The sequence below is a fragment of the Microbacterium sp. B19(2022) genome (assembly GCF_012030385.1).
Classification (GTDB): Bacteria; Actinomycetota; Actinomycetes; order Actinomycetales; family Microbacteriaceae; genus Microbacterium; species Microbacterium oxydans_B.
In genome coordinates this window covers 1-23,880 of the sequence record NZ_JAAUVO010000026.1, presented here as the reverse complement: position 1 = coordinate 23,880, position 23,880 = coordinate 1, and the positions used below count along the sequence as shown (strand labels likewise).

Below are 23,880 nucleotides of genomic sequence, written 5' to 3'. Positions count from 1 at the left end.
CTACCAGCAGAGGGGGTGCTGACGCGAAACGGCCGACGGATTGCGAAACTCCGTCGCGGATCTCATGGTACTGGGTGCAGAATCATCACTATCCCGACACCGCTGTCAAGGAGCCATATGACCCCCGAACGCGTTCCTCCGTCCGTGCCCGCAGGCCTTCGCTGGTCCGCCGCGACCTCCGCCTTCCAGATCGAGGGATCGCGTCCGACGGGAAGTACGGGACGCTCCATCTGGGACGACTTCCTCGAGAGGCCCGGCGCGATCATCGACGGATCGACGGCGGACCCGGCATGCGACAGCTATCGGCATCCCGAGGCCGACGTGGCCCTCGCGGCCGGGTTGGGGCTCGACCGCTATCGGTTCTCCATCCCGTGGGCGCGCGTGCAGCCGGACGGCAGAGGTGACGGTGACAAGACCACCCTCGACCACTACTCGCGGCTGGTCGACCTTCTGCTGGAGGCGGGGGTCGCTCCGTTCCCGACCCTCTTCCACTGGGAGATGCCGAGTGCGGTCGAGGCCGACGGCGGCTGGCTCGAGCGTGACACCGCCGAGCGCTTCGCCGACTACGTGACGATCGTGGCCGACCGCCTCGGTGATCGCGTGCGGCAGTGGTACACCCTGAACGAGCCGGCCATGACGACGTTGCAGGGATACGCGGTCGGCGCACTCGCGCCGGGGAGACAGCTGCTCTTCGGCGCGCTGCCCACCGCCCACCACCAGCTGCTCGCCCATGCCCGCGCCGCCTCCGTGCTGCGGGAGCGAGGCGCCTCCGCCGTCGGGCTCGCGAACAACCACACGTGGGTGCTTCCGCTGCATGACACGGCCGCCGACCACGAGGCGGCCGGCCTCTATGATCTGATCCACAATCGGGTCTTCAGCGAGCCGCTCCTCACCGGCGCCTACCCGGACCTGGAGTCGCTGGGCCTCCCGCCGATGCCGGTGCGCGACGGGGACCTCGAGGAGATCGGCGGCTCGATCGACTTCTACGGCATCAACTTCTACAACCCCACGACCGTGACGGCACCAGAGGAGGGGAGTCCCATCCCCTTCGACATCGTGCCCACTCCCGGCGCTCCCGTCACCGGCTTCGGCCCCGAATGGCCGATCGTGCCCGGAGCGCTCCGCGACCTCCTGGTCGACCTGCATGCGCGGCACCCCCGTCTTCCCCCGGTCATCATCGGTGAGAACGGGGCTTCGTTCCCGGAACCGACGCGTTCCGGCCACGTCGATGACACGGACCGGATCGCGTATCTGGCCGGGCACCTCGCCGCCGTCGGGGAAGCGATGGCAGCCGGAGTCCCAGTGGAGGAGTACACGGTGTGGTCACTGCTCGACAACTGGGAGTGGGCCGACGGCTACACCCAACGGTTCGGGCTCGTCCACGTCGACTTCGAGACGGGGGAGCGGACACCCAAGGCCTCCTACGACTGGTATCGCGACGTCATCGCGAGTTCGCGCGCGGCGACAGCGACGGCGGTGGCGAGATGACCGAGGTCGCCGGCACCCGCACGGTTCGAGCGGGAGCACGATGGATGTCGCTGTTCACGCTGGCGTGGCTCGCGATCTGGACCGTGCAGCTCACGCCGGTGCAGCTGCTTCTTCCCCTGCAGCTGGACACACCGGAAGACGACTGGATCCGCGGTGTCGTCTCCTCCGGTCTGGTGCTCGGAATCGGCGGGCTCGCCGGCATCATCGCCGGTCCTGCGGCCGGAGCGCTCTCCGACCGCGCAGCTGCGGGGCGCCACCGCCGCCGTCCGTGGGCGCTCGGCGGCGTTCTGTTCACCGCGGTCTGCCTCGTCCTGACCGGATACGCCGAGGGCCCATGGGCGGTCGGCGCCGGATGGGTGGGCGTGTCGATCGGCGTCGCGGTCTCGTCCGCCGCCTTCACCGCTCTCATCGCCGACCAGCTGCCGTCGACGCAGCGCGGTGCGGCATCGGCGGCGGTCGGTTCCAGTCAGGCCGTCGGCATCGTGCTCGGCGTCGGCCTGGTCGTTCTCCTCGGACTCGGCATCCGCGAAGGCTACCTGCTGCTCGCCGGAGTGATCGCCGTCGTCGGATCGGCCGTCGCCTTGCTCCTGCCCGACCCGCCGAGCGTCGAGGCGATGCGACCGAAGCCGGTGGGGCGTCGCCGGCTGGCCTCTCTGCGCGATCGGGATTTCGCCTGGATGCTCTCCGGTCGCCTGGTGACGAACATCGGCAATGCGCTCGGGACGGCCCTGTTCCTGTTCTTCCTGCTGCACGGGCTCGGCCAGCCGAGTGCGGTCGCCCAGGACAACCTCCTGCTGCTCATCGTCGTGTACACCGTGTTCGTGGTGATCGCCTCGGTGGTCACCGGCATCGTCTCCGACCGCACGGGGAACCGGCGCACGCTCGCGGTCGCCGCGACGGTGGTGCAGGCGGCATCCGGTGTCGCGATCGCGCTCGTGCCGACGTTCGAGATGACGATGGTGGCCGCGGCTCTGATGGGCCTCGGCTACGGCGCCTTCTCGACGGTGGGGCTCGCTTTCGCCGCCGATCTGCTGCCGGATGAACAGGACCACGCGCGCGACCTCGGGATCGTGAACGTCACGGCCGCCCTCGGCCAGCTGATCGGACCGGTGCTCGGGGCTGCGCTGGTCGCCCTGGTCGGCGGGTTCTGGCTGGTGTTCGTCGCGGCGGCCGTGCTGTCGCTGGTGGGGGGACTCCTCACCGCGTTCGCCCGAGAGCCGAAGCGCTCATGAGCGCGATGCGTCCTTCTCCACCGTCGCGATCGCGAGCTGCAGCACCGCGTTGAAGATCCGCGGTCTCATCGCCGTGACCAGATGGGTCGTTCGAGGGACGACGATCAGTTCGGCGTGCGGGGCGAGACGACGGAAGAGCGTCTCGTTCAGGCGCAGCTGGTCGTACTGACCGTTCACGAACCAGAGGGGGATTGTGATGCGGGGGACCGCGGCGGCGACGTCGAGGGCCGCGAGACTGCGGAGCGCGGCATCCTGTGTGTCGAGTGCGTAGCCGCCCGCGGCGAAGTCCGACCGCGTCTCGGCGGGGATGGTGGCCTCGAGCATGCGCGCGGTGAGCCACATGCCGCGGTCGGGGAGCGAGTCGACGGCCCTCGCGAACAGCCGATAGGCCCGCAGACCTGCGCCGTGGGGGAGCGAGGTGCACGCTGCCGCGACGAGACCGGCGACGGGTGGCGTCTGCGCTCCGCCGACGTACGCGAGGCAGAGGAGCCCACCCATCGAGTGCCCGACGAGCACGACGGGCCCCTTCTGCGCCGCGGCGCGAACCGCGGCATCGATCGTGTGCAGCGCCTCATGCAGCGTGAAGTCCTCGCTCATCCGGGTGCCGTGTCCCGGCAGGTCGACGGCCGTGGCGGCGTATCCGCGCGCCTCGAGATAGGCGAGCTGCGCGCGCCACATGGTGGCAGACGTGCGGATGCCGTGCACGAGGACGATCTGTGCGCTCACGCGTTCAGCTTAGGATCTCGGCGTCTGTGCCGAGACCCCGCGTCACAACAGCAGGCCGGCGGCCGTGACGCCGAGAGCCACGGCGAGGGCGAGAGCGAGGAGAGGCAGCCACGCGAAACCTACGGTTCGTGATGACGTACCCGTCGGCGCTCGCCCGACGTCATCACGCGCCCGGTCGATCGCCTCCACGACACCGACGAAGGCGCGGGAACGGTGCGTCGTCGACGCATCGGCTTCTCGGTCCCGGCGCGGTTGGACGGTGGGCGAACCCCACGCGCGGATAGTGGTGCCGTCGGTCAACTCGACGACCAGCTGATACCGCACGTGGAGCTCGGCCACCTCCTGCCACGGGATCGTGTGCGTGCGGACGACGTTGACCACGGTGAGCGTGGGCGGCGCGACGATCAGGCACGGCCGGATCAGCAGCATCCAGCACACCAGCAGCACCGCGCCCATCCAGGGCAGGGAGAGGAGCACGATCGCCCACTCCGCGCGCACGGTCGCATCGATGAGCAGGTAGGCGAAGAGCGCCGCCAGAACGCCGCTGATCCACCAGCCCGATGCGCCGCGGATGACGATGCGGTCAGTGCTGCGCCCGCTCACGCCGTCACCACGGATCACGCGGTCTGCAGGATGTCCTGCTCCGCCCAGTGGCAGGAGACGTCGCGTCCCTCCACGGGGCGCAGCTCGGGAGAGACGGTCTCGCATTGGGCCTGCTGTTCCGGAGGCAGGATCGCGTAGAGCGGGCACCGCGAGCGGAACGCGCACCCCGTGATCGACTCGGTCGGCGAAGGGAGGTCTCCGGAGAGGAGGATGCGCTCGCGCGTCCGCTCGATCTGCGGGTCGGGGATCGGCACGGCCGACAGCAGCGCGCGCGTGTACGGGTGGCGCGGGTTGCTGAAGATCGCGTCGACGTCGCCGTACTCGATGATGCGCCCGAGGTACATCACGGCGACGTCATCGGCGATGTGGTGCACCACGGCGAGGTCGTGGGCGACGAACAGGTAGGAGAGTCCCAGTTGCTGCTTCAGATCCTCGAGCAGGTTGATCACGCCGGCCTGCACCGAGACGTCGAGCGCGGAAACCGGCTCGTCGAGGACGAGGATCTTCGGTTCGACGACGAGCGCACGGGCGATTCCGATGCGCTGGCGCTGACCTCCGGAGAACTCGTGCGGGTAGCGACGGGCATAGCTCGGCTCGAGACCGACGAGCTCGAGCATCCGGCGCACGCGGCGCGAGATCTCCTTCGCCGGGACGTCGTGCACGGTGAGCGGTTCGCCGATGAGTTCTTCGACGGTCATACGCGGGTCGAGCGAGGCCGCCGGGTCCTGGAACACGATCTGGATGTCGGTCCGGAGCGCGCGACGCTGTGAAGCGGAGAGCGTGGCCGTGTCGATGCCGTTGACGGAGACGCGCCCCGACTGCGGCTGGGCGAGCTCCATGACCTCCATGACGGTGGTCGACTTTCCGCAGCCCGATTCTCCGACCAGGCCGAGGGTCTTGCCGCCGTCCAGCTCGAAGCTGACGCCGTCGACCGCGCGGACGGTGCCGATCCGGCGGCGGAAGACGGTGCCCTTGGTGAGCGGGTAGTGCCGCTTCAGGTCCTCGACCTTGAGCACGGTGCCGCGGGTCTCGACCTCGCGGACGACCTCTTCGACAGGGGCTGGCGGGGAGAAGACCTCGTCGCGGGGGAGCCGGCCGTCGACGATCTCTTCCGAGCGGATGCACGCCGCGGACTGCAGCGGTGCGACGGGGACGAGATCGGGCTCGATGTCGTGGCACGCCGAGATCACGGCGGGGCAGCGATCGGCGAACGGGCAGCCGGTGGGCACCTCGGTCAGCAGCGGCGGACGTCCCTCGAGCGGGACGAGACGTTCGGAGGGCCCGTTGGCGATGCTGGGCATCGAGCGCAGGAGTCCGATCGTGTACGGCATCGCCGGACGTGCGAACAGTTCGTCGACCGGTGCTGTCTCCACGATGCGGCCCGCGTACATCACGGCCACGCGATCGGCGTTGCCGGCGACGACGCCGAGATCATGCGTGATCAGTACCACGGCGGCGCCGGTGATGTCCTTCGCCTTCTGAAGCACATCCAGGATCTGGGCCTGGATGGTGACATCCAGTGCCGTGGTCGGCTCGTCCGCGATGATCAGCTTCGGATCGTTCGCGATGGCGATCGCGATCATCGCGCGCTGGCGCATGCCGCCCGAGAACTCGTGCGGGAACGATTTCACCCGTCGGCGGGGCTCCGGGATGCCCACGATGTCGAGCAGCTCGACCGCTCGGGCCTCCAGAGCCTGGTTGCTGAGTCCGGGCTGGTGGAGCTTGAGGCCCTCGATGATCTGCTGGCCGATCGTGTAGACCGGGGTCAGCGCCGAGAGCGGGTCCTGGAAGATCATCGCGATGTCGGAACCGCGCAGCTTCGACAGCTGCCGGTCGGTGGAGCCGAGGAGCTCGGTGCCGTCGTACGTGATGGAGCCCGAGACGTTGGCGGTGCTCGGGAGGAGGCCCATGACCGCCATCGACGACACGGACTTTCCCGAGCCGGATTCTCCCACGATCGCCAGGAACTCTCCCCGGTTGACCTCGTAGTTGACGCCACGCACCGCGTGGACGGTGCGGGCCTTCGTCTCGAAGGTGACGTTGAGGTCGCGGACGCGAAGCAGGGGTTCAGGCACGGTTGTTCTCCGAGGTCGGGTCGACGGCGTCACGCAGGGCATCTCCGAGCAGACTCGACGCGAGCACGGTGGCGACGAGGATGATCGCCGGCGGGATGAAGAGCCAGGGGCGGGTGGTCGCCGCGGCGCTTCCGGCGGCGAGCAGCGTGCCGAGTGACACATCGGGCGGCTGAATGCCGAAGCCGAAGTAGCTGAGTGTTGTCTCGGCGAGGATCGCGGCGCCGACACCCAGCGTCGCGTCGATGATCAGCAGCGATGCCACGTTGGGGATGATGTGGCGGCGGATGATCGTGAAACCGCCGACGCCCATGAAACGGGCTGCCTTGACATAGTCACGCTCGCGCAGCGACATGGTCTGACCGCGGATGACTCTCGCGAGCACCATCCACCCGAAGAGGGGGAGGAACACGACGAGCGCGACCCAGGCCAGGTCCTTGAAGAGCGGGCTCAGCAGGACCAGGATGTAGAAGCTCGGCAGCACGAGGAGCAGGTCGATGATCCAGACGATCACCCGGTCCCACACGCCGCCGACATACCCGGCGATCGCGCCGACGAGCCCGGCGATGATCGCGGTGACCGGACCGACGATGAGGCCGATGAGCAGCGACTTCTGCAGGCCGGCCATCGACTGGGCGAAGATGTCCTGCCCGATCGTGTCGGTGCCGAACCAGTGGTCGAGGCTCGGACCCTTGTTGAATGACAGGTAGTCCTGATCGGTCGCGGACCACGGGTAGAGCAGCGGGCCGACGTACGCCAGCAGGAACATCAGCACGAGCACGCCGGCGCCGATCCAGGCGCGCTTGGTCGAGAACGTGCGGACCAGGATCAGCCGCCACCGGGGGATCGAAGGAGACTCCTCGTTCTCCGGCTCGAGCGGCGGAGCGTCGAGCTGTGTGGGATCGAGCGTCATGTCACATCCTCACTCGGGGGTCGAGGGCCGCGTAGAGGACGTCGGCCAGCGTGCCCGCGATGAGCACCAGGATCGCGGCGAACAGGATGGACCCGGTCGCGGCGTTGATGTCGTTGTTCGACACGGAGTCGATGAGGTATTCGCCCATGCCGTGCCAGCTGAAGATCTTCTCGGTCACCGCCGCGCCAGCCAGGATGGTGCCGAACGAGTAGGCGAAGAAGGTCGACATGGGGATCAGGGCGACGCGCACGCCGTGACGCATGATGGCGGATCCGCGGGTGCGTCCCTTCGCACGTGCCGTCCGGATGAAGTCCGAGGAGAGCACATCGAGCATCGCGCTGCGCTGATACCGGGAGTAGGAGGCTGCCGCGGTCACGGTGAGCGCGATCGTGGGCAGCAGCAGATGCGCTATTCGATCGCCTATGACGGGCCAGAACCCGGTGACCCCGACGCTGTACTCGCCGGTGAAGTTGATGAGCTGCTGGCCGGACGCGTTGTTGACCCAGGTCGCGCCGATCATGAGGAGGACCGCGATCACGAAGATCGGCGTCGCGAGCACGGTGAACGACGCGTAGGTGATGATCTGATCGCTCGCGCGGTACTGCCGGATGGCTCCCCACACGCCGAGCAGGATGCCGAAGACCGCGCCCAGGATGGTGCCGATGATGAGCAGTCGCAGGCTGGTGCCGGCACGTTCGATGATGTCGGCCGTGACCTCGGTGCTGCGCGTCGAGATTCCGAGGGAGCCGGTCGTCACGAACTGGACGAGCCAGTCCCACATGCGCTGAAGCAGAGAGACGTCGGGATTGACGCCCATCTTGTCGAGCGCCGCGTCGATGCTGGACTGCGGGACCGGGGGATTCTTGCCGAGGAACCGTGCCGCCGGCTGAAGAGTGGTGGAGACGAGCGCGTAACCGGCCAGGGTGGCGATGACGGTGAGGATGAGATAGTTCACCAATCGCTTGGCGATGAATCCGATCATGGAGCTCCTTCGGCGCGGGATCGCCGCGCACCCGACATCTGTTGCGGCCTCGCTACTCTAGGCACCCGAGTCCCGCTTTCCAAAACTCCGGCATATCCTCTTCGATCGCCGGCAGGCTCCCTATGGTGCCACGTTCATGGTGATCGGGCCGACGCGACGCGGTGTCAGCGCGGACGCGACCCCGTTTCAGTCGTGCGACCATGTGACTTCAACGACAACTAGGTAACGATCCGGACAACACGTGCCTGACATGCCGGTGTACGGGGCGATCATCGATGATGTTGCTCCATAGCCGGTCGCTGTCTTCGGTACCGGCTCGGACGAGTCCTGTGCAGTCTGCACGAAACGATAGAAGGGGGAGATCGATGAAGTCGAACTCCAAGAAATGGGCGGGTCTCGCCGGGATCGCCGCGGTCGCGCTGGCGCTCTCTGCGTGCGCGCCCGCCACGAACGGCGGAAACGAGGGGGACGGCGGTTCCTCGCCCGAGGCGCTTCCCGCGACCGGCTGGGTCGCCGCTGACCGCGACGCCATCAAGGACGGCGGCACGCTGAACCTGCCGCTCGACGAGACGCCGGCCAACTGGAACCTCTACAACCTCGATGCCGGCACCGTCGACGACAACACGATCTCGAGCCTGTTCACCCCCGGCTTCGTGGTCATCAACGAGGACGGCGGCTGGGAAGCCGACCCGAACTTCGCCACGTCGGTCGAGCTGAAGAGCGAGGACCCTCAGGTCGTCGAGGTCAAGGTCAACCCTGACGCCGTCTGGTCCGATGGCACCCCCATCGGTGTGCAGGACTTCCAGGGCCAGTTCAATGCGCTCAACGGCAAGACCGAGGCATACGCCCCGACGTCCACCAACGTCTGGTCCGACGTCGCCTCCGTCGAGGCCGGCGAGAACGACCAGGACGTGCTGATCACGTTCGCGAACAAGAACGCCGACTGGCCTTCCATCCTCGGCACCGGCACGATCTACCCCCGCTGGCTCACGGCGACGCCGGAGAGCTTCAACACGGCATGGGCGAACGGCCCGTTCGCTGCTGACGGCTCGACGTACGTCTCGGGCGGTCCGTTCATCGTGAGCAAGTTCGACGCGACCGGCAAGACGATCACGTTCGAGCCGAACCCGAAGTGGTGGGGCGACAAGCCGAAGCTCGACACGATCAACTACAAGGCGACAGACCGCTCGACCGTCGGACAGGCGTTCGCCAACAAGGAGTTCGACGCCATTCCGATCAACTCCAGCGTCGACACGCTCGAGTCCGCGAAGGCACGCTCCGACTCCGAGATCCTGAACTCGAAGGGTGTCACGTACAGCCACGTCACGCTCAACGGCACCGCCGGCGTGTTCGAAGACGTCGCCGTCCGTCAGGCCTTCGCGAAGTCGCTCGACCGCCAGATCATGGCTCAGGCAGTCATCGAGCCGCTGGGCGTCGAGCCCGAGGTCCTCAACAACCTCATCTTCCTCAACGGTCAGAACGGCTACGAAGACGACGGCGCGGACATCGCGTTCGACGTCGACGCCGCGAAGAAGCAGCTGGAAGACGCCGGCTGGGTCGAGGGCGACAAGGGCATCCGCGAGAAGGACGGCACCAAGCTGACCGTTCGCCTCGTGATCCCCTCGGAGACCCCGAACTCGGCGATCCTCTCGCAGCAGATCCAGCCGATGGCCGCCAAGGCGGGCTTCGACGTCAAGATCGACACCGTCCCGTCGGCGGACTTCTTCACGAAGTACATCACGACGGAGACGCGTGACTTCGAGGCGACGATCTTCGCGTGGCAGGGTACGCCGTTCCCGATCTCCTCGACGGAGTCGATCTTCAGCCCGGCAGACTCGGGTCAGAACTTCCCCGGCGTCGCGGATGAGCGTCTGGACGGTCTGTGGACGAAGGCCAACGCCGAGCTCGACCCCGAGGCACGTCTCGAGATCGCGAAGGAGATCGACAAGATCATCATGAGCGAAGCTGTGACGATCCCCCTGGCGGCACGTCCGAACCAGTACGCGATCGCCGACGGTCTCGTGAACTACGGTCCCTCGCAGTTCGAGTCGACCACCGGCACGAACTTCTGGCAGAACGTGGGCTGGGCCAAGTAAGCCCCGTTCGCATCACACACTGGGCGGTCCCTTCGGGGGCCGCCCAGTGTGCTTTCCCCGGTGTCGCATCACGCGAATCGGGGATTGCCGCCGCCTGACCGTAGAATCGAGGGGACATGTCCCCACGCGCTCTCACACCTCTTCAGCCTGCCTCGACGCCGGCTGCGCAGATCCGCAATTTCTGCATCATCGCCCACATCGACCACGGCAAGTCCACCCTCGCCGACCGGATGCTCCAGATCACCGGTGTCGTCTCGGATCGCGACATGCGGGCGCAGTACCTCGACCGCATGGACATCGAGCGCGAGCGCGGCATCACCATCAAGAGCCAGGCCGTGCGCATGCCGTGGCAGCTCGACGGCCAGACCGTCGCCCTGAACATGATCGACACCCCGGGTCACGTCGACTTCACCTACGAGGTCTCGCGCTCGCTCGCGGCGTGCGAAGGCGCGATCCTGCTCGTGGACGCGGCGCAGGGCATCGAAGCCCAGACGCTGGCGAACCTCTACCTGGCGCTGGAGAACGACCTCCACATCATCCCGGTGCTCAACAAGATCGACCTACCGGCCGCCGATCCCGAGAAGTACGCGAAGGAACTCGCATCCCTCATCGGCGGCAAGCCCGAGGACGTGCTCCGTGTCTCGGGCAAGACCGGCGTCGGCGTCGAGGAGCTGCTCGACCGCCTCGTCAAGGAGATCCCCGCGCCCGTCGGCGACGCCGACGCTCCCGCGCGCGCCATGATCTTCGACTCGGTCTACGACGCCTACCGCGGTGTCGTCACCTATGTCCGCATGGTCGACGGCAGCCTCTCGCCGCGAGAGCGCATTCAGATGATGTCGACGGGCGCCACCCACGAGGCGCTCGAGGTCGGCGTGTCCAGCCCCGAGCCCGTGCCCTCCAAGGGACTCGGCGTCGGCGAGGTGGGGTACCTGATCACCGGAGTGAAGGATGTCCGTCTGTCGAAGGTCGGTGACACGATCACCACGGCACGCAGGCCCTCGACCCAGGCTCTCCCCGGATACACGGACCCGAAGCCCATGGTCTTCTCGGGGCTGTACCCGATCGACGGCAGCGACTACGCGGAACTCCGCGAGGCGCTTGACAAGCTGAAGCTCTCCGATGCCTCCCTCGCATACGAGCCTGAGACATCCGTCGCCCTCGGATTCGGATTCCGCTGCGGATTCCTGGGACTCCTGCACCTCGAGATCATCACCGAGCGTCTCGAGCGCGAGTTCGGCCTTGACCTCATCACGACCGCACCCAGCGTGATCTACGAGGTGCTCACCAGCGATACGGGCGAGACCGTGACGGTGACGAACCCGAGCGAGTACCCCGACGGTCGCATCGGCTCCGTGTCGGAACCGATGGTGAAGACGGCGATCCTGCTGCCCAAGGACTACGTCGGCACCGTCATGGAGCTGTGCCAGTCCCGCCGCGGAACGCTGCTCGGCATGGAGTACTTCTCCGAGGAACGCGTCGAGCTGCGCTACAACATGCCGCTCGGTGAGATCGTGTTCGACTTCTTCGATCAGCTGAAGTCCAAGACGCAGGGCTACGCCTCCCTCGACTACGAGCCGTCCGGCCAGCAGGAGGCCGACCTGGTCAAGGTCGACATCCTCCTCCAGGGCGAGAAGGTCGACGCGTTCAGCTCGATCGTCCACCGTGACAAGGCGTATGCCTACGGCACGATGATGGCCGAACGCCTGCGCAAGCTCATCCCTCGCCAGCAGTTCGAGGTTCCGATCCAGGCCGCGATCGGCGCGCGCATCATCGCCCGAGAGACGATCCGCGCGATCCGCAAGGACGTGCTCGCCAAGTGCTACGGCGGTGACATCACCCGCAAGCGCAAGCTCCTCGAGAAGCAGAAGGAGGGCAAGAAGCGCATGAAGATGGTCGGTCGCGTCGAGGTCCCCCAGGAGGCGTTCATCGCCGCGCTGTCGGGCGACGTCGAGGGCAAGGACAAGAAGTAGCACGTGCCGCTGCCGGCATACGAGCGGGGAATCACACGCCATCCGATCGCGACAGCGCCGGAGGGGATGCGGATCGCCGAGCATTCGACCGTGGTCGATCCGGCGGCGCGCGATGCCGTCGCGGCGTTGGTGTGCTCGTGGGAGTTCAAACGACGCGCCGGATTCGAGGTGCCGCCCCAGGAGCCGATGCCCGGCCTCGAAGGTGTGCTCGCGAAGCGCCTGTTCGGCATCCGCTTCGTCGAGCCGGTGCGCATCGTCTGGGCCGATGAGAGCGGGTTCGGCTATGAGACGCGACCCGGGCACCCGATCTACGGCGAGGAGTCGTTCCGGATCGACGAGCACGGTGTGTTCACGGCGCGGTCCATCTCCTGCCCTTCCACCGCACTCTGGCGGGTTCTCGGTCCTGCCTTGCGGATGGTGCAGCGCGCGACCCATGCGCGCTACGTGAAGATCGTGCAGGCCGAAGCGGCGGCTTCCCGCACGCAGTGACGCTCGACCGGCCGGGTGCGCCGACCGAAGATGTGTCGCCGTGCGGCGCGTGGGGGTGTTCGCTCAGGTAACGGGAAGTAGGCTGGAACTCATGCGGCGCGGGACTTTCCGAGACGACACGGTGGACTATGCGGCCGTGGGTGCGACCCACGCGCCCGATCTGATGCAGTACCCGCCGGAGCGCAGTCTCCCGGCGGAGGAATCCTGGCGGATCGGCAGCGGCATCGAGCGCTTCCAGACCGCCGGTGAAGCGCTGCTCTCGTGGACGGCGCAGCGCGCGGCCGGACTCTCGGTCGAAGACGTGCGCCCGGCGCCCGGCCCTGCTTACGCCGGGGTGAGCTTCGACGCGGAGGGCAACCCGATCGCGCCGAGCAAGCGCGACGTCGAGCCCCGCTACGACGCGGAGGGCATGCCCTTCGTCGGTGCGGGGATGACTCTTCATCTGCGCGGTCGCGTCGGCAGCATGCGTGCGGACGCGGAGCTGCGCGTGATCTCGGTGACCGAGGAGACCCGGCGCATCGGCTTCGTCCTCGGCACCGTCGGCGGATCCGTCGTCCGCGGCGAAGAGTCCTTCGACGTGGACTGGCGCGAAGACAACGACGAGGTCTGGTTCACCGTCCGCGCCTTCGACGCTCCGCACGCGCTGCTGTACCGCACCGTGCCTGCACTCGTGAAGCGTCGTCGTCGTGAGCTCTTCGCGCGCTACCTCCGCGCGATCTCCCCGCTGTACGCGACCCCTCTGTGATGGCGGGACCGCTTCCTCTGGGAGACCCTGCGCCGGCAGACGGACATCTGCCCGACGACCTTCCCATCGACACGAGTGTGCCGTTCTCGGCCTACCTGCACATCCCGTTCTGCACGGTGCGCTGCGGTTACTGCGACTTCAACACGTACACGTCGACCGAGCTCCGCGGAGCCAAGCAGGAGGACTACGCATCGACGCTGATCTCCGAGATCGGCCTCGCCCGTCGGGTGCTGGCCGGCGCGGGGGCGCTGCGGCCGATGGACACCGTCTTCTTCGGGGGTGGCACGCCCACGCTGCTGCCGGCCGGCGATCTCGCCCGGATGCTGGAAGCCGCGACCTCGGCCTTCGGACTGGCGGAGGGCGCAGAGGTCACGGTGGAGGCGAATCCTGACACCGTGACGCCCGCGGTCGCGCGTACACTGGCCGCTGCCGGTGTCACGCGGATGTCGGTCGGCATGCAGTCGTCCGTGCCGCACGTGCTCGCCTCCCTCGACCGCACGCACCGGCCCGAGAACGTGACCACCGCGGTCGCCGCGGCGAAGGACGCGGGTCTCGCGGTCAGTGTCGATCTGATCTACGGGGCGCCGGGGGAGTCGCTCGCCGACTGGGAAGCCTCGCTCGACGCGGCGCTCGCGCTGGAGTCCGACCACGTCTCCGCGTACGCGCTGATCATCGAGGACGGCACGAAGCTCGCTCGCCAGATCCGCCGTGGAGAGGTTCCGACCCCCGACGACGACGTGCAGGCCGACATGTACGAGCTCGCCGACGCCCGTCTCGCGGCGGGGGGCTTCGACTGGTACGAGGTCAGCAACTGGGCACGCACGCCCGAGCAGCGGTCGCGGCACAATCTCGCGTACTGGCGCGGGAGTGACTGGTGGGGCTTCGGCCCCGGCGCGCACAGCCACGTCGCCGGGCTGCGCTGGTGGAACGTGAAGCATCCGGCGGCATACGCACAGCGGCTCGCGGCATCCGAGTCACCCGCCGCGGGCACGGAACGACCGGACGCCGAGTCCCGGACGCTGGAGCGGATCCTGCTGCTGAGCCGCATCCGCGAGGGGATCGCGATCGACGAGGTGCCCACCGCCAACCGCAACCGCGTCGCCGGACTGATCGCCGACGGGCTCGTGGACCCGGCCGCAGCCATCCGCGGCCGTGTCCAGCTGACTCTGCGCGGACGACTCCTCGCCGATGCCGTGGTGCGCGAGCTCACCGACTGAGCGCCCGCGCCGGTCGGGCTCACCCCGGGAGCAGATCCATGCCGGTGGTCCGCCGCTGCGGCAGCGTCGCGCTGGTGGTGTCGAAGACCCGCGTCTGTCGGCCGGACCCGTACGCCGGCCAGCCGGGGTCGCCGTTCGTGACGAATCCGACCCAGGCCGCGTTCATCTCGTCGGCGAGCGTCTGCGGGGCGTCGCGGCCCGCCAGCCGCACCGTCTCGTCGTCCGTGAGCCGATCGAACACGAACCCGAGTTCGAGTGCATGCGCGGCGCGCAGATCGCGAACCGGACTCGGCCACGCGAATTCGTACACATGCGTGCGCTCCGGTCGCATTGCCGCCACACGACTCAACGGCCCTCGCAGCATCATGTCCGTGACGAGCTGCCCGAACACCTCGCCGGTGCTCGCCCCGGGGAAGGCCGAGCGATACTCGCGCACTGCTCGACGAGGGATGCGGGAGAGGATCCGTGCGGCCTGCAGCTTCAGCTCGCTGATGCCGGCCAGAGCCTCGGGCGGGAACCACAACCGGTACTCGTCGGTGTTGCTGCCGATCAGGAGCGGAGTCTCGATCTCGCCGAGCACCTCGTGCGGAGAGCGGGGCAGGCTGTCCGGGTCGATGGCGAACTGGAAGCCGGGAGCTCCGCCCAGCGGCGAGGATCCGGCCGACTGTGCCTTTCGCGCTTCGAGCAGCTGATCGGGTGAGAGCGCGGCGAACGAGTCACGGTCGGCCCGGACACCGAGGTGCTTCGCGAGCTGTGCGGTCACCCGACCCGCCTTCTTCACCGGCTGTGCCGTGAGTGGCCCGGATTCGATGATGGCGCGATGGATCAGCTCGCGGGAAGCGTCTCGTGCGAGAAGCCCGGCGAGGATCGCCCCGCCTGCGGATTCCCCCATCGCGGTGATCTGCGCCGGATCGCCTCCGAAGGCGGAGATCTCGCGATGCACCCACTCCAACGCGGCAGCGGCGTCGCGCAGACCCAGGTTCCGGGGTGCGCCGTCGAGTACCGAGAACCCCTCCGACCCCAGACGGTAGTTGATCGAGACGAACACGATCCCCGCCTTCGCGAAGACGGTGCCGTCGTAGAGGGGCAGCGCGGCGGTTCCGCGTTCCAGCGCGCCGCCGTGGATCCATAGGAGCACCGGCGCCGCGGAGGCCCCGACCGGAGCCCAGACGTTGGCCGTGAGGATGTCTTCCCCGTCGATGCGCACCGAGCCGAGGAGCTCGCCGATCGCGCCGGCGTAGGGGAGCTGGGGAGCGGTGGGGCCGAACTGCGTCGCCTCACGGATGCCCTCCCACGCCGGCACCGGCTGCGGGGCGCGGAACCGGTTCTCGCCGAACGGAGGCTGCGCATAGGGGATGCCGAGGAACCGGGCGACACCCTCCTCTTCGGAACCGCGCACAGCGCCGGTCGACAGCGTGGCCTGAGGTGAGGGGGTCATGAGCGTCATCCTAGGGTCGTGCGTCCGCGGTACGGAGAATCCCGAGCTGCACGGGGTAGGATTGGCACTCTGAACGTCCGAGTGCCAGCGGAAGGGAAGGGTGATGGTCACAGAGCGAGGACTCCAGGTTCTCCGCGCGATCGTGCAGGACTACGTCGAGACCCACGAACCCGTCGGCAGCCGTTCCATCGTCGACCGGCACTCCTTCGGGGTCTCGGCGGCGACGATCCGCAACGACATGGCGCTGCTCGAGGATGAAGAGCTCATCACGGCTCCGCACACCTCGTCCGGTCGGGTGCCGACCGACAAGGGCTACCGCGTCTTCGTGAACCACCTGGCACAGCTGCGACCGCTCTCGTCGGCGCAGCGCTCGGCGATCGAGTCGTTCCTCGGCGAGCCCGCCGACCTCGACGACCTGATGGTGCGCACGGTGCGTGTGCTGACGCAGCTCACCGGTCAGGTCGCGCTCGCGCAGTACCCCTCGTTCGCACGGGCTCACGTCACCCACGTCGAGCTGGTCGCGCTGGCGCCCAACCGACTCCTGATCGTGCTGGTCACCGATGCCGGTGGTGTGTCGCAACGCGTGGCCCAGCTGCCGGAGGCCATCGACGAGGCCGAGATGGCGGTGCTGCGCGCGCGCATGGCCGCCTTGATCACCGGTCACGGCATCGGCGAGGCCTCCGACCGTCTGCAGGCACTGCTCGCCGTTCAGGACGCGCCGAAGGATCACGTGCTGCGCGCGATCGCGAGCGTCGTCATGGACGAGCTCAGCGGTTTCCGCCAAGAGCGTCTGGTGATGGCGGGAGCAGCCACCCTGGCCCGTCGCGAACAGGACTTCCGCGGCAGCATCCATCCGCTCCTCGAGGCGATCGAGGAGCAGGTGACCCTGTTGCGGCTGATGAGTGAGATGGTGACCGACGAGCACGGGCTCGCGGCCAGCATCGGCACCGAGAACGCGCCGTTCGGCCTCGGCGAGGCATCGATCGTCGCCAGCAACTACGCGGCACCCAGCGGCACCGCGCGCGTCGGCGTGATGGGGCCGACGCGGATGGATTATCCGAGCAATCTCGCGGCGGCGCGGGCGGTCGCCCGCTACCTGTCGCGGATGCTCGACGAAGACGAGGCCGGCCGCTGACGCGGTCGCGACCGGAAGACACACGCAGAAAGGCGATTGTGGCGGACCACTATGAGGTTCTCGGGGTGTCCCGAGACGCTTCCACCGACGAGATCAAGAAGGCGTATCGGCGCCTCGCGCGACAGCTGCATCCGGATGTGAATCCCGGTGAGGATGCGGCGGAGAAGTTCAAGCTCGTCACGCACGCGTATGACGTGCTGAGCGACGATGAGTCGCGGCGCCGCTACGACATGGGCGGAGGAGACGGCGCTGCCGGCAACTTCGGCGGATTCGGCGGGTTCGGCGACATCTTCGAGACGTTCTTCGGCGCCTCCCAGGGCGGCGGACGCGGGGCGCGACCCCGTTCGCGCCGGGAGCGCGGACAGGACGCTCTCGTGCGTGTCACGCTCGACCTCGGTGACGTCGTCTTCGGTGCGCACCGCGACATCGACGTCGACACCGCCGTACTGTGCGAGACATGTCAGGGGTCCTGCTGCCAGGAGGGGACGTCCCCCGTCACCTGCGACATCTGCGGCGGCTCCGGCCACGTGCAGCGTCAGGTGCGCAGCCTGCTCGGCAACGTCGTCACCTCTCAGCCCTGCGGCACGTGCGAGGGCTACGGCACCACCATCCCGTACCCGTGCGGTACGTGCGGCGGCCAGGGCCGCGTGCGCTCGCGTCGCACGGTCTCGCTCGACATCCCGGCCGGCGTCGAGACCGGGCTTCGCCTGCAGCTGCCCGGCTCGGGCGAGGTCGGCAAGGCGGGTGGCCCGAACGGCGACCTGTACGTCGAGGTCACGGTCAACGCGCATCCCGCCTTCAGCCGCGAGGGCGACGACCTGCTCGCCACGCTCGAGGTGTCGATGACCGATGCGATCCTCGGCACCGAGACCACGATCCAGGGGCTCGACGGCGAGGTCGACCTCGAGATCCGTTCCGGCGTGCAGTCCGGGGATGTGCTGACCATCAAGGGGCGGGGCATCACCCCGCTCCGGGGCACCCAGCGCGGAGACCTTCGCGTCGGTGTGCAGGTGCTGACGCCTACCCGGCTGGACTCCGCGCAGCGCGCACTTATCGAGGACTTCGCGAAGAAGACCAAGGCTCCGGATCCGCAGCTCGCGCAGTTCCAGCCCGGGCTCTTCTCGAAGCTCCGCGACCGTTTCCGCAGCCACTGATCATGGCACTGCACTTCGTGGTCGAGTCGTCGACGGATGCGGGCGTCGGCGACCTCGTGTCGCTGACGGGCGCGGAGGCGAAGCATGCCGCTGTCGTCCGGCGGCTGCGCGTCGGCGAGCCGGTCACGGTCGGCGACGGCGCGGGCGTGTGGCTGACGGGTGCGGCCGAAGAGGTGTCCCCGACCCGGGTCGAGGTCCGGATCTCCGACCGCGTCGAGCATCCGGCTCCGAGCCCACGGATCGTCCTGGTCCAAGCTCTCGCGAAGGGCGACCGCGACGAGCTGGCCGTGCAGGCGGCGTGCGAGCTCGGCGTCGACGAGATCGTGCCGTGGCAGGCGAGCCGTAGCGTCTCCCGCTGGGAGGGGCCGAAGGCCGTCAAGGGGCGCGAGCGATGGGCGACCATCGTGCGCGAGGCCGCGAAGCAGGCCCATCGGGCCTGGCTGCCCGGGGTCATCGCACCGGTGTCGACGAAGCAGCTCGCCGAGCGGGCGTCTTCGCAGCGGGTGCTGCTCCTCGACCCCACGGCTTCCGTGCGTCTTTCCGAGATCACGGCCGACGGTCGCGATCTGGTGCTGGTCGTGGGGCCCGAAGGCGGGATCGCCGAGGAGGAGCTCGACCGGCTGACGGCCGCGGGCGCCGAAAGGGTGCTCCTGGGCGACACTGTGCTGCGGACCTCGACCGCGGGCCCGGCGGCGATCGCCGTGCTGTCGGTCGCGCTCGGACGCTGGTGAGCGCTGGTCCGGGCGTCGAGGGAGCCAGGGCGCCACGGACGCGGCGATCAGTAGACTTGAGCGCATGACGGAACCCTCGATCTTCACGCGCATTCTGAACGGGGAGATCCCTGCCGAGGTCCTCGGCGAGACCGACCGCCTGTTCGCACTGCGTGACATCGCGCCGCAAGCACCGGTACACCTCCTCGTGGTGCCGAAGACCGCGGAGTACCGCGATGTCACCGAGCTCGCCGCGGGGGATCCGTCCCTGCTGGCCGAGATGGTGGCGTTCGCCGGGAAGCTGGCCGAGGAGCACACCGACGACGGCGACTTCCGCCTCGTCTTCAACACCGGCGCGAACGCCGGACAGACCGTTTTCCACGTCCATGCCCATGTGCTGGCCGGGGGATTGACCGAGAAGAGCGTCGGTGCCTGACAACAACGAACCGCAGGAGCGCAGCCTGGGAGGTCGACCGCCCGAGGCGGTCGAGAAGATCTATGCCGACGGCGTCGCCATGGTGCAGCTGCTCGGACCACAGGACCGCCTGCTGCGGATGCTCGAGAAGGAGCACCCTGACGTCCAGGTGCTCGTGCGCGGCAACGAGATCACTCTCGGCGGCGACGTGGATGCTGTCGCAAAGGCCAAGGCGCTGGTCGAAGAGCTGCTCGCCATGACCAGAGCCGGCCATGACCTGGCTCCGAGCGACGTCTCCAGCTCGGCCCGCATGCTGCGCCAAGAGGGCGGTCCCCGTCCGAGTGAGGTGCTGGGAGAGGCGATCCTGACCACTCGCGGCAAGGTGATCCGTCCCAAGACCCTCGGGCAGAAGGAGTACGTCGACGCGATCGAGGAGAACACGATCGTTTTCGGCATCGGCCCTGCCGGTACCGGCAAGACCTACCTCGCGATGGCCAAGGCCGTCCAGGCGCTGCAGCGCAAGGAAGTCACGCGCATCATCCTCACCCGTCCCGCCGTCGAGGCGGGGGAGCGACTCGGGTTCCTTCCCGGCACGCTGACCGACAAGATCGATCCGTACCTGCGGCCGCTGTACGACGCGCTCAACGAGATGATGGACCCCGAGATCGTTCCGCGCCTCATGGCGACAGGGACGATCGAGGTCGCGCCGCTCGCGTACATGCGCGGACGCACGCTGAACGATTCGTTCGTGGTGCTCGACGAGGCGCAGAACACCACGCCCGAGCAGATGAAGATGTTCCTCACGCGCCTCGGCTTCGGCACGCGCATGGTCGTGACGGGCGACATCACCCAGGTCGACCTTCCGCAGGGCTCCTCCGGACTCCGTCTGGTTACGCGCGTGCTCGACGGTATCGACGACATCCACTTCTCGCGGCTCACCAGCGACGACGTCGTTCGCCACTCGCTGGTCGGACGCATCGTCGACGCCTACAGCGAGTTCGACGAGAAGCGCTCCGCGCAGCGCTTCGAGCGCGAACAGGCGGCGGAGTTCGCGAACCGCGCCGACCGCAGGGGAGCGCAGCGCCCCGGACCACGTGACCGCATGCCGAAACGAGGACTCTCATGATCGAGATCAACAACGAGTCGGCCATCGACGTCGACGAGACCGTGCTCCAGCGCCTCACGGACTACAACCTGGCGCAGCTGCACGTCAGCCCGGATGCCGAGGTTGCGATCGTCCTCGTCGACGAGGGCGCCATGGAAGCTCTTCATGTGCAGTGGATGGATGAGCCCGGTCCCACCGATGTGCTCAGTTTCCCGATGGACGAGCTGCGTCCGGGTACGGAGGACCGCCCCACGGCCCCCGGGCTCCTCGGCGACATCGTGCTGTGCCCGCAGGTGGCGGAGGCGCAGGCTCAGGCCGCGCGCCACACGCTGATGGACGAGCTGATCCTGCTCACCACCCACGGCCTTCTCCACCTTCTCGGATTCGATCACGCCGAGCCCGACGAGGAGCGTGAGATGTTCGGACTGCAGAAGGAACTGATCCAGGGCTTCGCCGCGGCTGAACGTCGCCGATGACGGCCGCCCTCCTTCTCATCGCCGCCGTCCTGCTGGTGGCGTTCGGCGGTCTCATGGCGGCGATCGACGCCGCCTACGGTGTCGCCTCCCGAGCCAATCTCGCCGACATGGCGACCGAGGGCCGCCGGGCCAAGGCGCTCGGTCGCATCGCCGCCGATCTCGACGCGCACGTCAACGCGGTCGCGTTCATCCGCGTGCTCGCTGAGGTGACCGCTGCGGTGCTGGTGACGGTCGCGTTCACGATGCTCATCGACAACAACTGGTGGGCGATGCTCGCCGCCGCGCTGCTGATGACGGCGATCACCTTCGTGCTCGTCGGCGCGAGTCCACGGTCGTTCGGACGCCAGCACGCCGAGGGCATGATCCGCGGCACCGCCTCGATCGTGCGCGGGCTCCGCATCTTCCTCGGACCGCTCGCGCAGGGACTCGTCGTGCTGGGCAACAAGGTGACGCCCGGCACGGGCCGCAGCTCCTTCGCCAGTGAGGACCAGCTGCTCAGCATGGTCGATGAGGCCGCGTCGAACGATCTGATCGAGGAGGACGACCGCGACCTCATCCACTCGGTGTTCGACTTCACCGACCAGTTCGTCCGCGCCGTCATGGTGCCGCGCACGGAGATGGTGACCGTCGATGCCAGCGCGAGGACGGATGAGGCGATGTCGCTGTTCCTGAACCGCGGCGTCTCCCGGATGCCCGTCGTGGACGATGACGCCGATGACGTCGTGGGTGTGCTGTACCTCAAGGACCTCGTGCAGTTCGCGTACCGTGACGACAGCGCCTGGCGCGCTGCATCCATCCGGCCGATCGCGCGACCGGCGACCTTCGTGCCCGAGTCGATGCGCGCTGAGACCCTCCTGCAGCAGATGAAGCGCGACGCCGTGCACGTGTGCCTCGTGATCGACGAGCACGGCGGCATCTCCGGCCTCGTCACCCTGGAGGATCTGATCGAGGAGCTCGTCGGCGAGATCTCAGACGAGTACGATCAAGTATCCGCAGAGTTCGTCGATCTCGGTCACGGACGTTACCGCGTGAGTGCCCGTCTCTCCCTCGAGGACGTGGGCGACCTCTTCGGTCTCGAACTCGAGGACGAGGACGTCGACTCGATCGGCGGTCTGCTCGGCAAGGCGCTGGGACAGGTCCCGCAACCCGGTGCGACGGCGACGGTGGAGGGCCTGGTCCTCACCGGTGGAGCCTCTCGCGGTCGAGGCCGGGGGATCGCGACGGTGTTCGTGGAACGTGCGGCAGGAGACCCTGGCGCTTCGCAGGATGAAGGAGATCGACACGATGACTGACGACACCCGAAGCGGGTTCGTGACCTTCGTCGGCCGCCCCAACGTCGGCAAGTCGACGCTGACGAATGCGCTCGTCGGCGAGAAGATCGCCATCACCAGCGAGAAGCCCCAGACCACGCGTCGAGCGATCCGCGGCATCATGAATCGCCCCGAGGGGCAGCTCGTCATCGTCGACACCCCCGGCATCCACAAGCCGAGGACGCTGCTCGGTGAGCGACTGAACGACCTGGTCGAGCAGGTGCTCGGCGACGTCGACGTCATCGGTTTCTGCGTGCCCGCGAACGAGAAGGTGGGCCCGGGCGATCGCCGCATCGCCGCGTCGCTCGACGGCTATCCGCGTGCCAAGAAGATCGCGATCGTGACGAAGACCGATGCTGCGGCGCGCGACGAGATCACCGAGCGTCTGCTGGAGGTCGATGCGTTGCGCGAGGACTGGTCCGCGGTCATCCCGCTCTCGGCGTTGACGAGGGACCAGCTCGAGGTTCTGTCCGACGAGATCCTCCTGCTGATGCCGAAGGGACCCGCCCTGTATCCGGAAGGCATCACGACCGACGAGTCGCAGGAGGACCGCATCGCCGAGATGATCCGGGAGGCGGCTCTCGAGGGCGTCCGCGATGAGCTTCCGCACTCGATCGCGGTCGTGATCGACGACATCGCGCCGCGCGAGGGCACCGATCTCACCGACGTGCACGCCTCGATCGTCGTCGAGCGCGACAGCCAGAAGGCGATCATCATCGGACACAAGGGCAAGCGGCTCAGCGAGGTCGGGGCGCGAGCCCGCGTCGGCATCGAGGCGCTGATCGGCACCCGGGTGTTCCTGGGCCTGCATGTCAAGGTGGCGAAGGAATGGCAGCGCGATCCGAAGCAGCTCGGCAGGCTCGGCTTCTGACATGAGGCCGGGTCGCACGTCGATGGCGGCGGGAAGGCCGCCGACCCCGGAGACATGAACTTCCGCAGCGATGACCCGAATCCGCTGCGGAACGAGGTCTTCACGCAAGTTTTCGACGCTCACTGGGCGGCGGTACGACACCACATCGAGGGAGTGGTCGGCGACGAGGCGGAAGTCACAGAGATCGTCTCGGAGGTGTTCCTGTCCGCCTGGTCCCGGCTCAGGCCCGCGCGTCCGCCCGGTCGGGTCTGGCTGCTTCGCGCCGCCGACCGGCGTCTGCGCTCTCGTTCCCGTCGATCATCGACGCCGAACGGCGCCCTCGACGCCGTGCACAGCGGAGTGTCCGGCGGCGACGAACAGCCGGGGCTGACGGGTCGCCGCGAGGTCATTCGAGCTTTGGGTGTCCTCACTCCACTTCAACGGCGTATCATCATGCTCACGTACTGGGATGGACTCGCGGTGGGGGAGATCGCGGAATTGCTGCGCGCTTCTGAGTCCCGAGTACGAAAGACGCTGGGCGTCGCGCGGGGACGTCTGCGCGACGAGCTGGGCCTGGAGGGGGCGGACAACGGGTGATGACTGACAACGCCGTGCTCGAGCGGATGCTGATCGAGGCCGACCCCGCACCGACCCCACGCGACGCGCCACCCGATGCCCGTGCTCTCGCGACCCGTGACCGCATCCTCCGCAGCGATATCGCACCGAAGCGGCGTCGGGCGCAGACCTGTCTCTT

General features: G+C 68.1%; 22 protein-coding genes. 16 read left to right on the top strand and 6 right to left on the bottom strand.

The genetic code is table 11. The annotated features are described in order from the left end of the window. Positions 1 to 117 precede the first annotated feature (117 nt). Both HCX50_RS18105 and HCX50_RS18100 read left to right on the top strand, forming a co-directional pair. The gene (locus tag HCX50_RS18105; protein ID WP_167635280.1) at positions 118 to 1,488 is read left to right on the top strand and encodes a glycoside hydrolase family 1 protein; all 1,371 of its coding nucleotides are present in this window, start codon (positions 118 to 120) and stop codon (positions 1,486 to 1,488) included. Beyond that, entirely contained in the window at positions 1,485 to 2,720 is a 1,236-nt protein-coding gene (locus tag HCX50_RS18100) for an MFS transporter (RefSeq protein ID WP_167635279.1), read from the top strand. Before HCX50_RS18105 ends, HCX50_RS18100 begins: the two co-directional genes overlap by 4 nt. Here HCX50_RS18100 and HCX50_RS18095 read toward each other — a convergent pair. The 5 genes from HCX50_RS18095 to HCX50_RS18075 are packed head-to-tail and all read right to left on the bottom strand — an operon-like array spanning position 2,715 to position 8,016. Next, positions 2,715 to 3,446, bottom strand: a complete 732-nt coding sequence (locus HCX50_RS18095) for an alpha/beta fold hydrolase (protein ID WP_091036985.1) — start codon at positions 3,444 to 3,446, stop codon at positions 2,715 to 2,717. The genes HCX50_RS18100 and HCX50_RS18095 overlap by 6 nt on opposite strands. 42 nt (positions 3,447 to 3,488) lie before the next feature. Further along, positions 3,489 to 4,049 carry a PH domain-containing protein gene (locus HCX50_RS18090; protein ID WP_167635278.1) on the bottom strand — a complete coding sequence of 187 codons (561 nt, stop codon included), beginning with the start codon at positions 4,047 to 4,049 and terminating at the stop codon, positions 3,489 to 3,491. A 14-nt stretch (positions 4,050 to 4,063) separates the two neighbouring features. Next, positions 4,064 to 6,166 (bottom strand): ABC transporter ATP-binding protein, encoded by a 2,103-nt coding sequence (locus HCX50_RS18085; protein WP_167635277.1) that lies wholly within the window; start codon positions 6,164 to 6,166, stop codon positions 4,064 to 4,066. After that, positions 6,117 to 7,034, bottom strand: coding sequence for an ABC transporter permease (locus HCX50_RS18080; protein ID WP_091036975.1), 918 nt, complete (start codon positions 7,032 to 7,034; stop codon positions 6,117 to 6,119). The genes HCX50_RS18085 and HCX50_RS18080 overlap by 50 nt, the downstream gene beginning before the upstream one ends. 1 nt (position 7,035) lies before the next feature. Continuing rightward, positions 7,036 to 8,016 (bottom strand): ABC transporter permease, encoded by a 981-nt coding sequence (locus HCX50_RS18075; protein ID WP_091036971.1) that lies wholly within the window; start codon positions 8,014 to 8,016, stop codon positions 7,036 to 7,038. 365 nt (positions 8,017 to 8,381) lie between these two features. Between HCX50_RS18075 and HCX50_RS18070 the strand changes: the two genes are divergently transcribed. From HCX50_RS18070 to hemW, 5 genes are all read left to right on the top strand, one after another. Further along, positions 8,382 to 10,112 carry an ABC transporter family substrate-binding protein gene (locus HCX50_RS18070; protein ID WP_167381658.1) on the top strand — a complete coding sequence of 577 codons (1,731 nt, stop codon included), beginning with the start codon at positions 8,382 to 8,384 and terminating at the stop codon, positions 10,110 to 10,112. Between the two features lie 116 nt (positions 10,113 to 10,228). Further along, on the top strand, positions 10,229 to 12,082 hold the full coding sequence (gene lepA / locus HCX50_RS18065) for a translation elongation factor 4 (protein WP_091036967.1): 1,854 nt from the start codon (positions 10,229 to 10,231) through the stop codon (positions 12,080 to 12,082). Between the two features lie 3 nt (positions 12,083 to 12,085). Next, positions 12,086 to 12,571 (top strand): DUF1990 family protein, encoded by a 486-nt coding sequence (locus HCX50_RS18060; protein ID WP_091036964.1) that lies wholly within the window; start codon positions 12,086 to 12,088, stop codon positions 12,569 to 12,571. A 91-nt stretch (positions 12,572 to 12,662) separates the two neighbouring features. Next, the gene (locus HCX50_RS18055) at positions 12,663 to 13,316 is read left to right on the top strand and encodes a DUF1990 family protein (RefSeq protein ID WP_091036961.1); all 654 of its coding nucleotides are present in this window, start codon (positions 12,663 to 12,665) and stop codon (positions 13,314 to 13,316) included. Further along, positions 13,316 to 14,533, top strand: coding sequence for a radical SAM family heme chaperone HemW (gene hemW / locus HCX50_RS18050; protein WP_167635276.1), 1,218 nt, complete (start codon positions 13,316 to 13,318; stop codon positions 14,531 to 14,533). The genes HCX50_RS18055 and hemW overlap by 1 nt, the downstream gene beginning before the upstream one ends. Positions 14,534 to 14,552: 19 nt before the next feature. On the opposite strand, the gene HCX50_RS18045 is transcribed toward hemW, so the two are convergent. Further along, positions 14,553 to 15,971 carry a carboxylesterase/lipase family protein gene (locus HCX50_RS18045; RefSeq protein ID WP_237682574.1) on the bottom strand — a complete coding sequence of 473 codons (1,419 nt, stop codon included), beginning with the start codon at positions 15,969 to 15,971 and terminating at the stop codon, positions 14,553 to 14,555. A 103-nt stretch (positions 15,972 to 16,074) separates the two neighbouring features. Between HCX50_RS18045 and hrcA the strand changes: the two genes are divergently transcribed. The 9 genes from hrcA (at position 16,075) to HCX50_RS18000 (ending at position 23,723) form a co-directional block, all read left to right on the top strand. After that, positions 16,075 to 17,106 (top strand): heat-inducible transcriptional repressor HrcA, encoded by a 1,032-nt coding sequence (hrcA, locus tag HCX50_RS18040; protein WP_091036953.1) that lies wholly within the window; start codon positions 16,075 to 16,077, stop codon positions 17,104 to 17,106. A gap of 38 nt (positions 17,107 to 17,144) precedes the next feature. Continuing rightward, the gene (dnaJ, locus tag HCX50_RS18035; RefSeq protein WP_091036950.1) at positions 17,145 to 18,260 is read left to right on the top strand and encodes a molecular chaperone DnaJ; all 1,116 of its coding nucleotides are present in this window, start codon (positions 17,145 to 17,147) and stop codon (positions 18,258 to 18,260) included. A 2-nt stretch (positions 18,261 to 18,262) separates the two neighbouring features. Beyond that, positions 18,263 to 18,991 (top strand): 16S rRNA (uracil(1498)-N(3))-methyltransferase, encoded by a 729-nt coding sequence (locus tag HCX50_RS18030; RefSeq protein WP_167635274.1) that lies wholly within the window; start codon positions 18,263 to 18,265, stop codon positions 18,989 to 18,991. A gap of 64 nt (positions 18,992 to 19,055) precedes the next feature. Further along, positions 19,056 to 19,406 carry an HIT domain-containing protein gene (locus HCX50_RS18025; protein WP_167635273.1) on the top strand — a complete coding sequence of 117 codons (351 nt, stop codon included), beginning with the start codon at positions 19,056 to 19,058 and terminating at the stop codon, positions 19,404 to 19,406. A gap of 79 nt (positions 19,407 to 19,485) precedes the next feature. Continuing rightward, positions 19,486 to 20,511, top strand: a complete 1,026-nt coding sequence (locus HCX50_RS18020) for a PhoH family protein (protein WP_237682577.1) — start codon at positions 19,486 to 19,488, stop codon at positions 20,509 to 20,511. Beyond that, complete coding sequence (ybeY, locus tag HCX50_RS18015) at positions 20,508 to 20,966, top strand: rRNA maturation RNase YbeY (protein ID WP_029261717.1); 459 nt, start codon at positions 20,508 to 20,510, stop codon at positions 20,964 to 20,966. The genes HCX50_RS18020 and ybeY overlap by 4 nt, the downstream gene beginning before the upstream one ends. Next, complete coding sequence (locus HCX50_RS18010; RefSeq protein WP_167635272.1) at positions 20,963 to 22,258, top strand: hemolysin family protein; 1,296 nt, start codon at positions 20,963 to 20,965, stop codon at positions 22,256 to 22,258. The genes ybeY and HCX50_RS18010 overlap by 4 nt, the downstream gene beginning before the upstream one ends. Continuing rightward, on the top strand, positions 22,251 to 23,147 hold the full coding sequence (gene era / locus HCX50_RS18005) for a GTPase Era (RefSeq protein WP_237682573.1): 897 nt from the start codon (positions 22,251 to 22,253) through the stop codon (positions 23,145 to 23,147). Before HCX50_RS18010 ends, era begins: the two co-directional genes overlap by 8 nt. 54 nt (positions 23,148 to 23,201) lie before the next feature. Then, positions 23,202 to 23,723, top strand: coding sequence for an RNA polymerase sigma factor (locus tag HCX50_RS18000; RefSeq protein ID WP_091036937.1), 522 nt, complete (start codon positions 23,202 to 23,204; stop codon positions 23,721 to 23,723). Positions 23,724 to 23,880 lie beyond the last annotated feature (157 nt).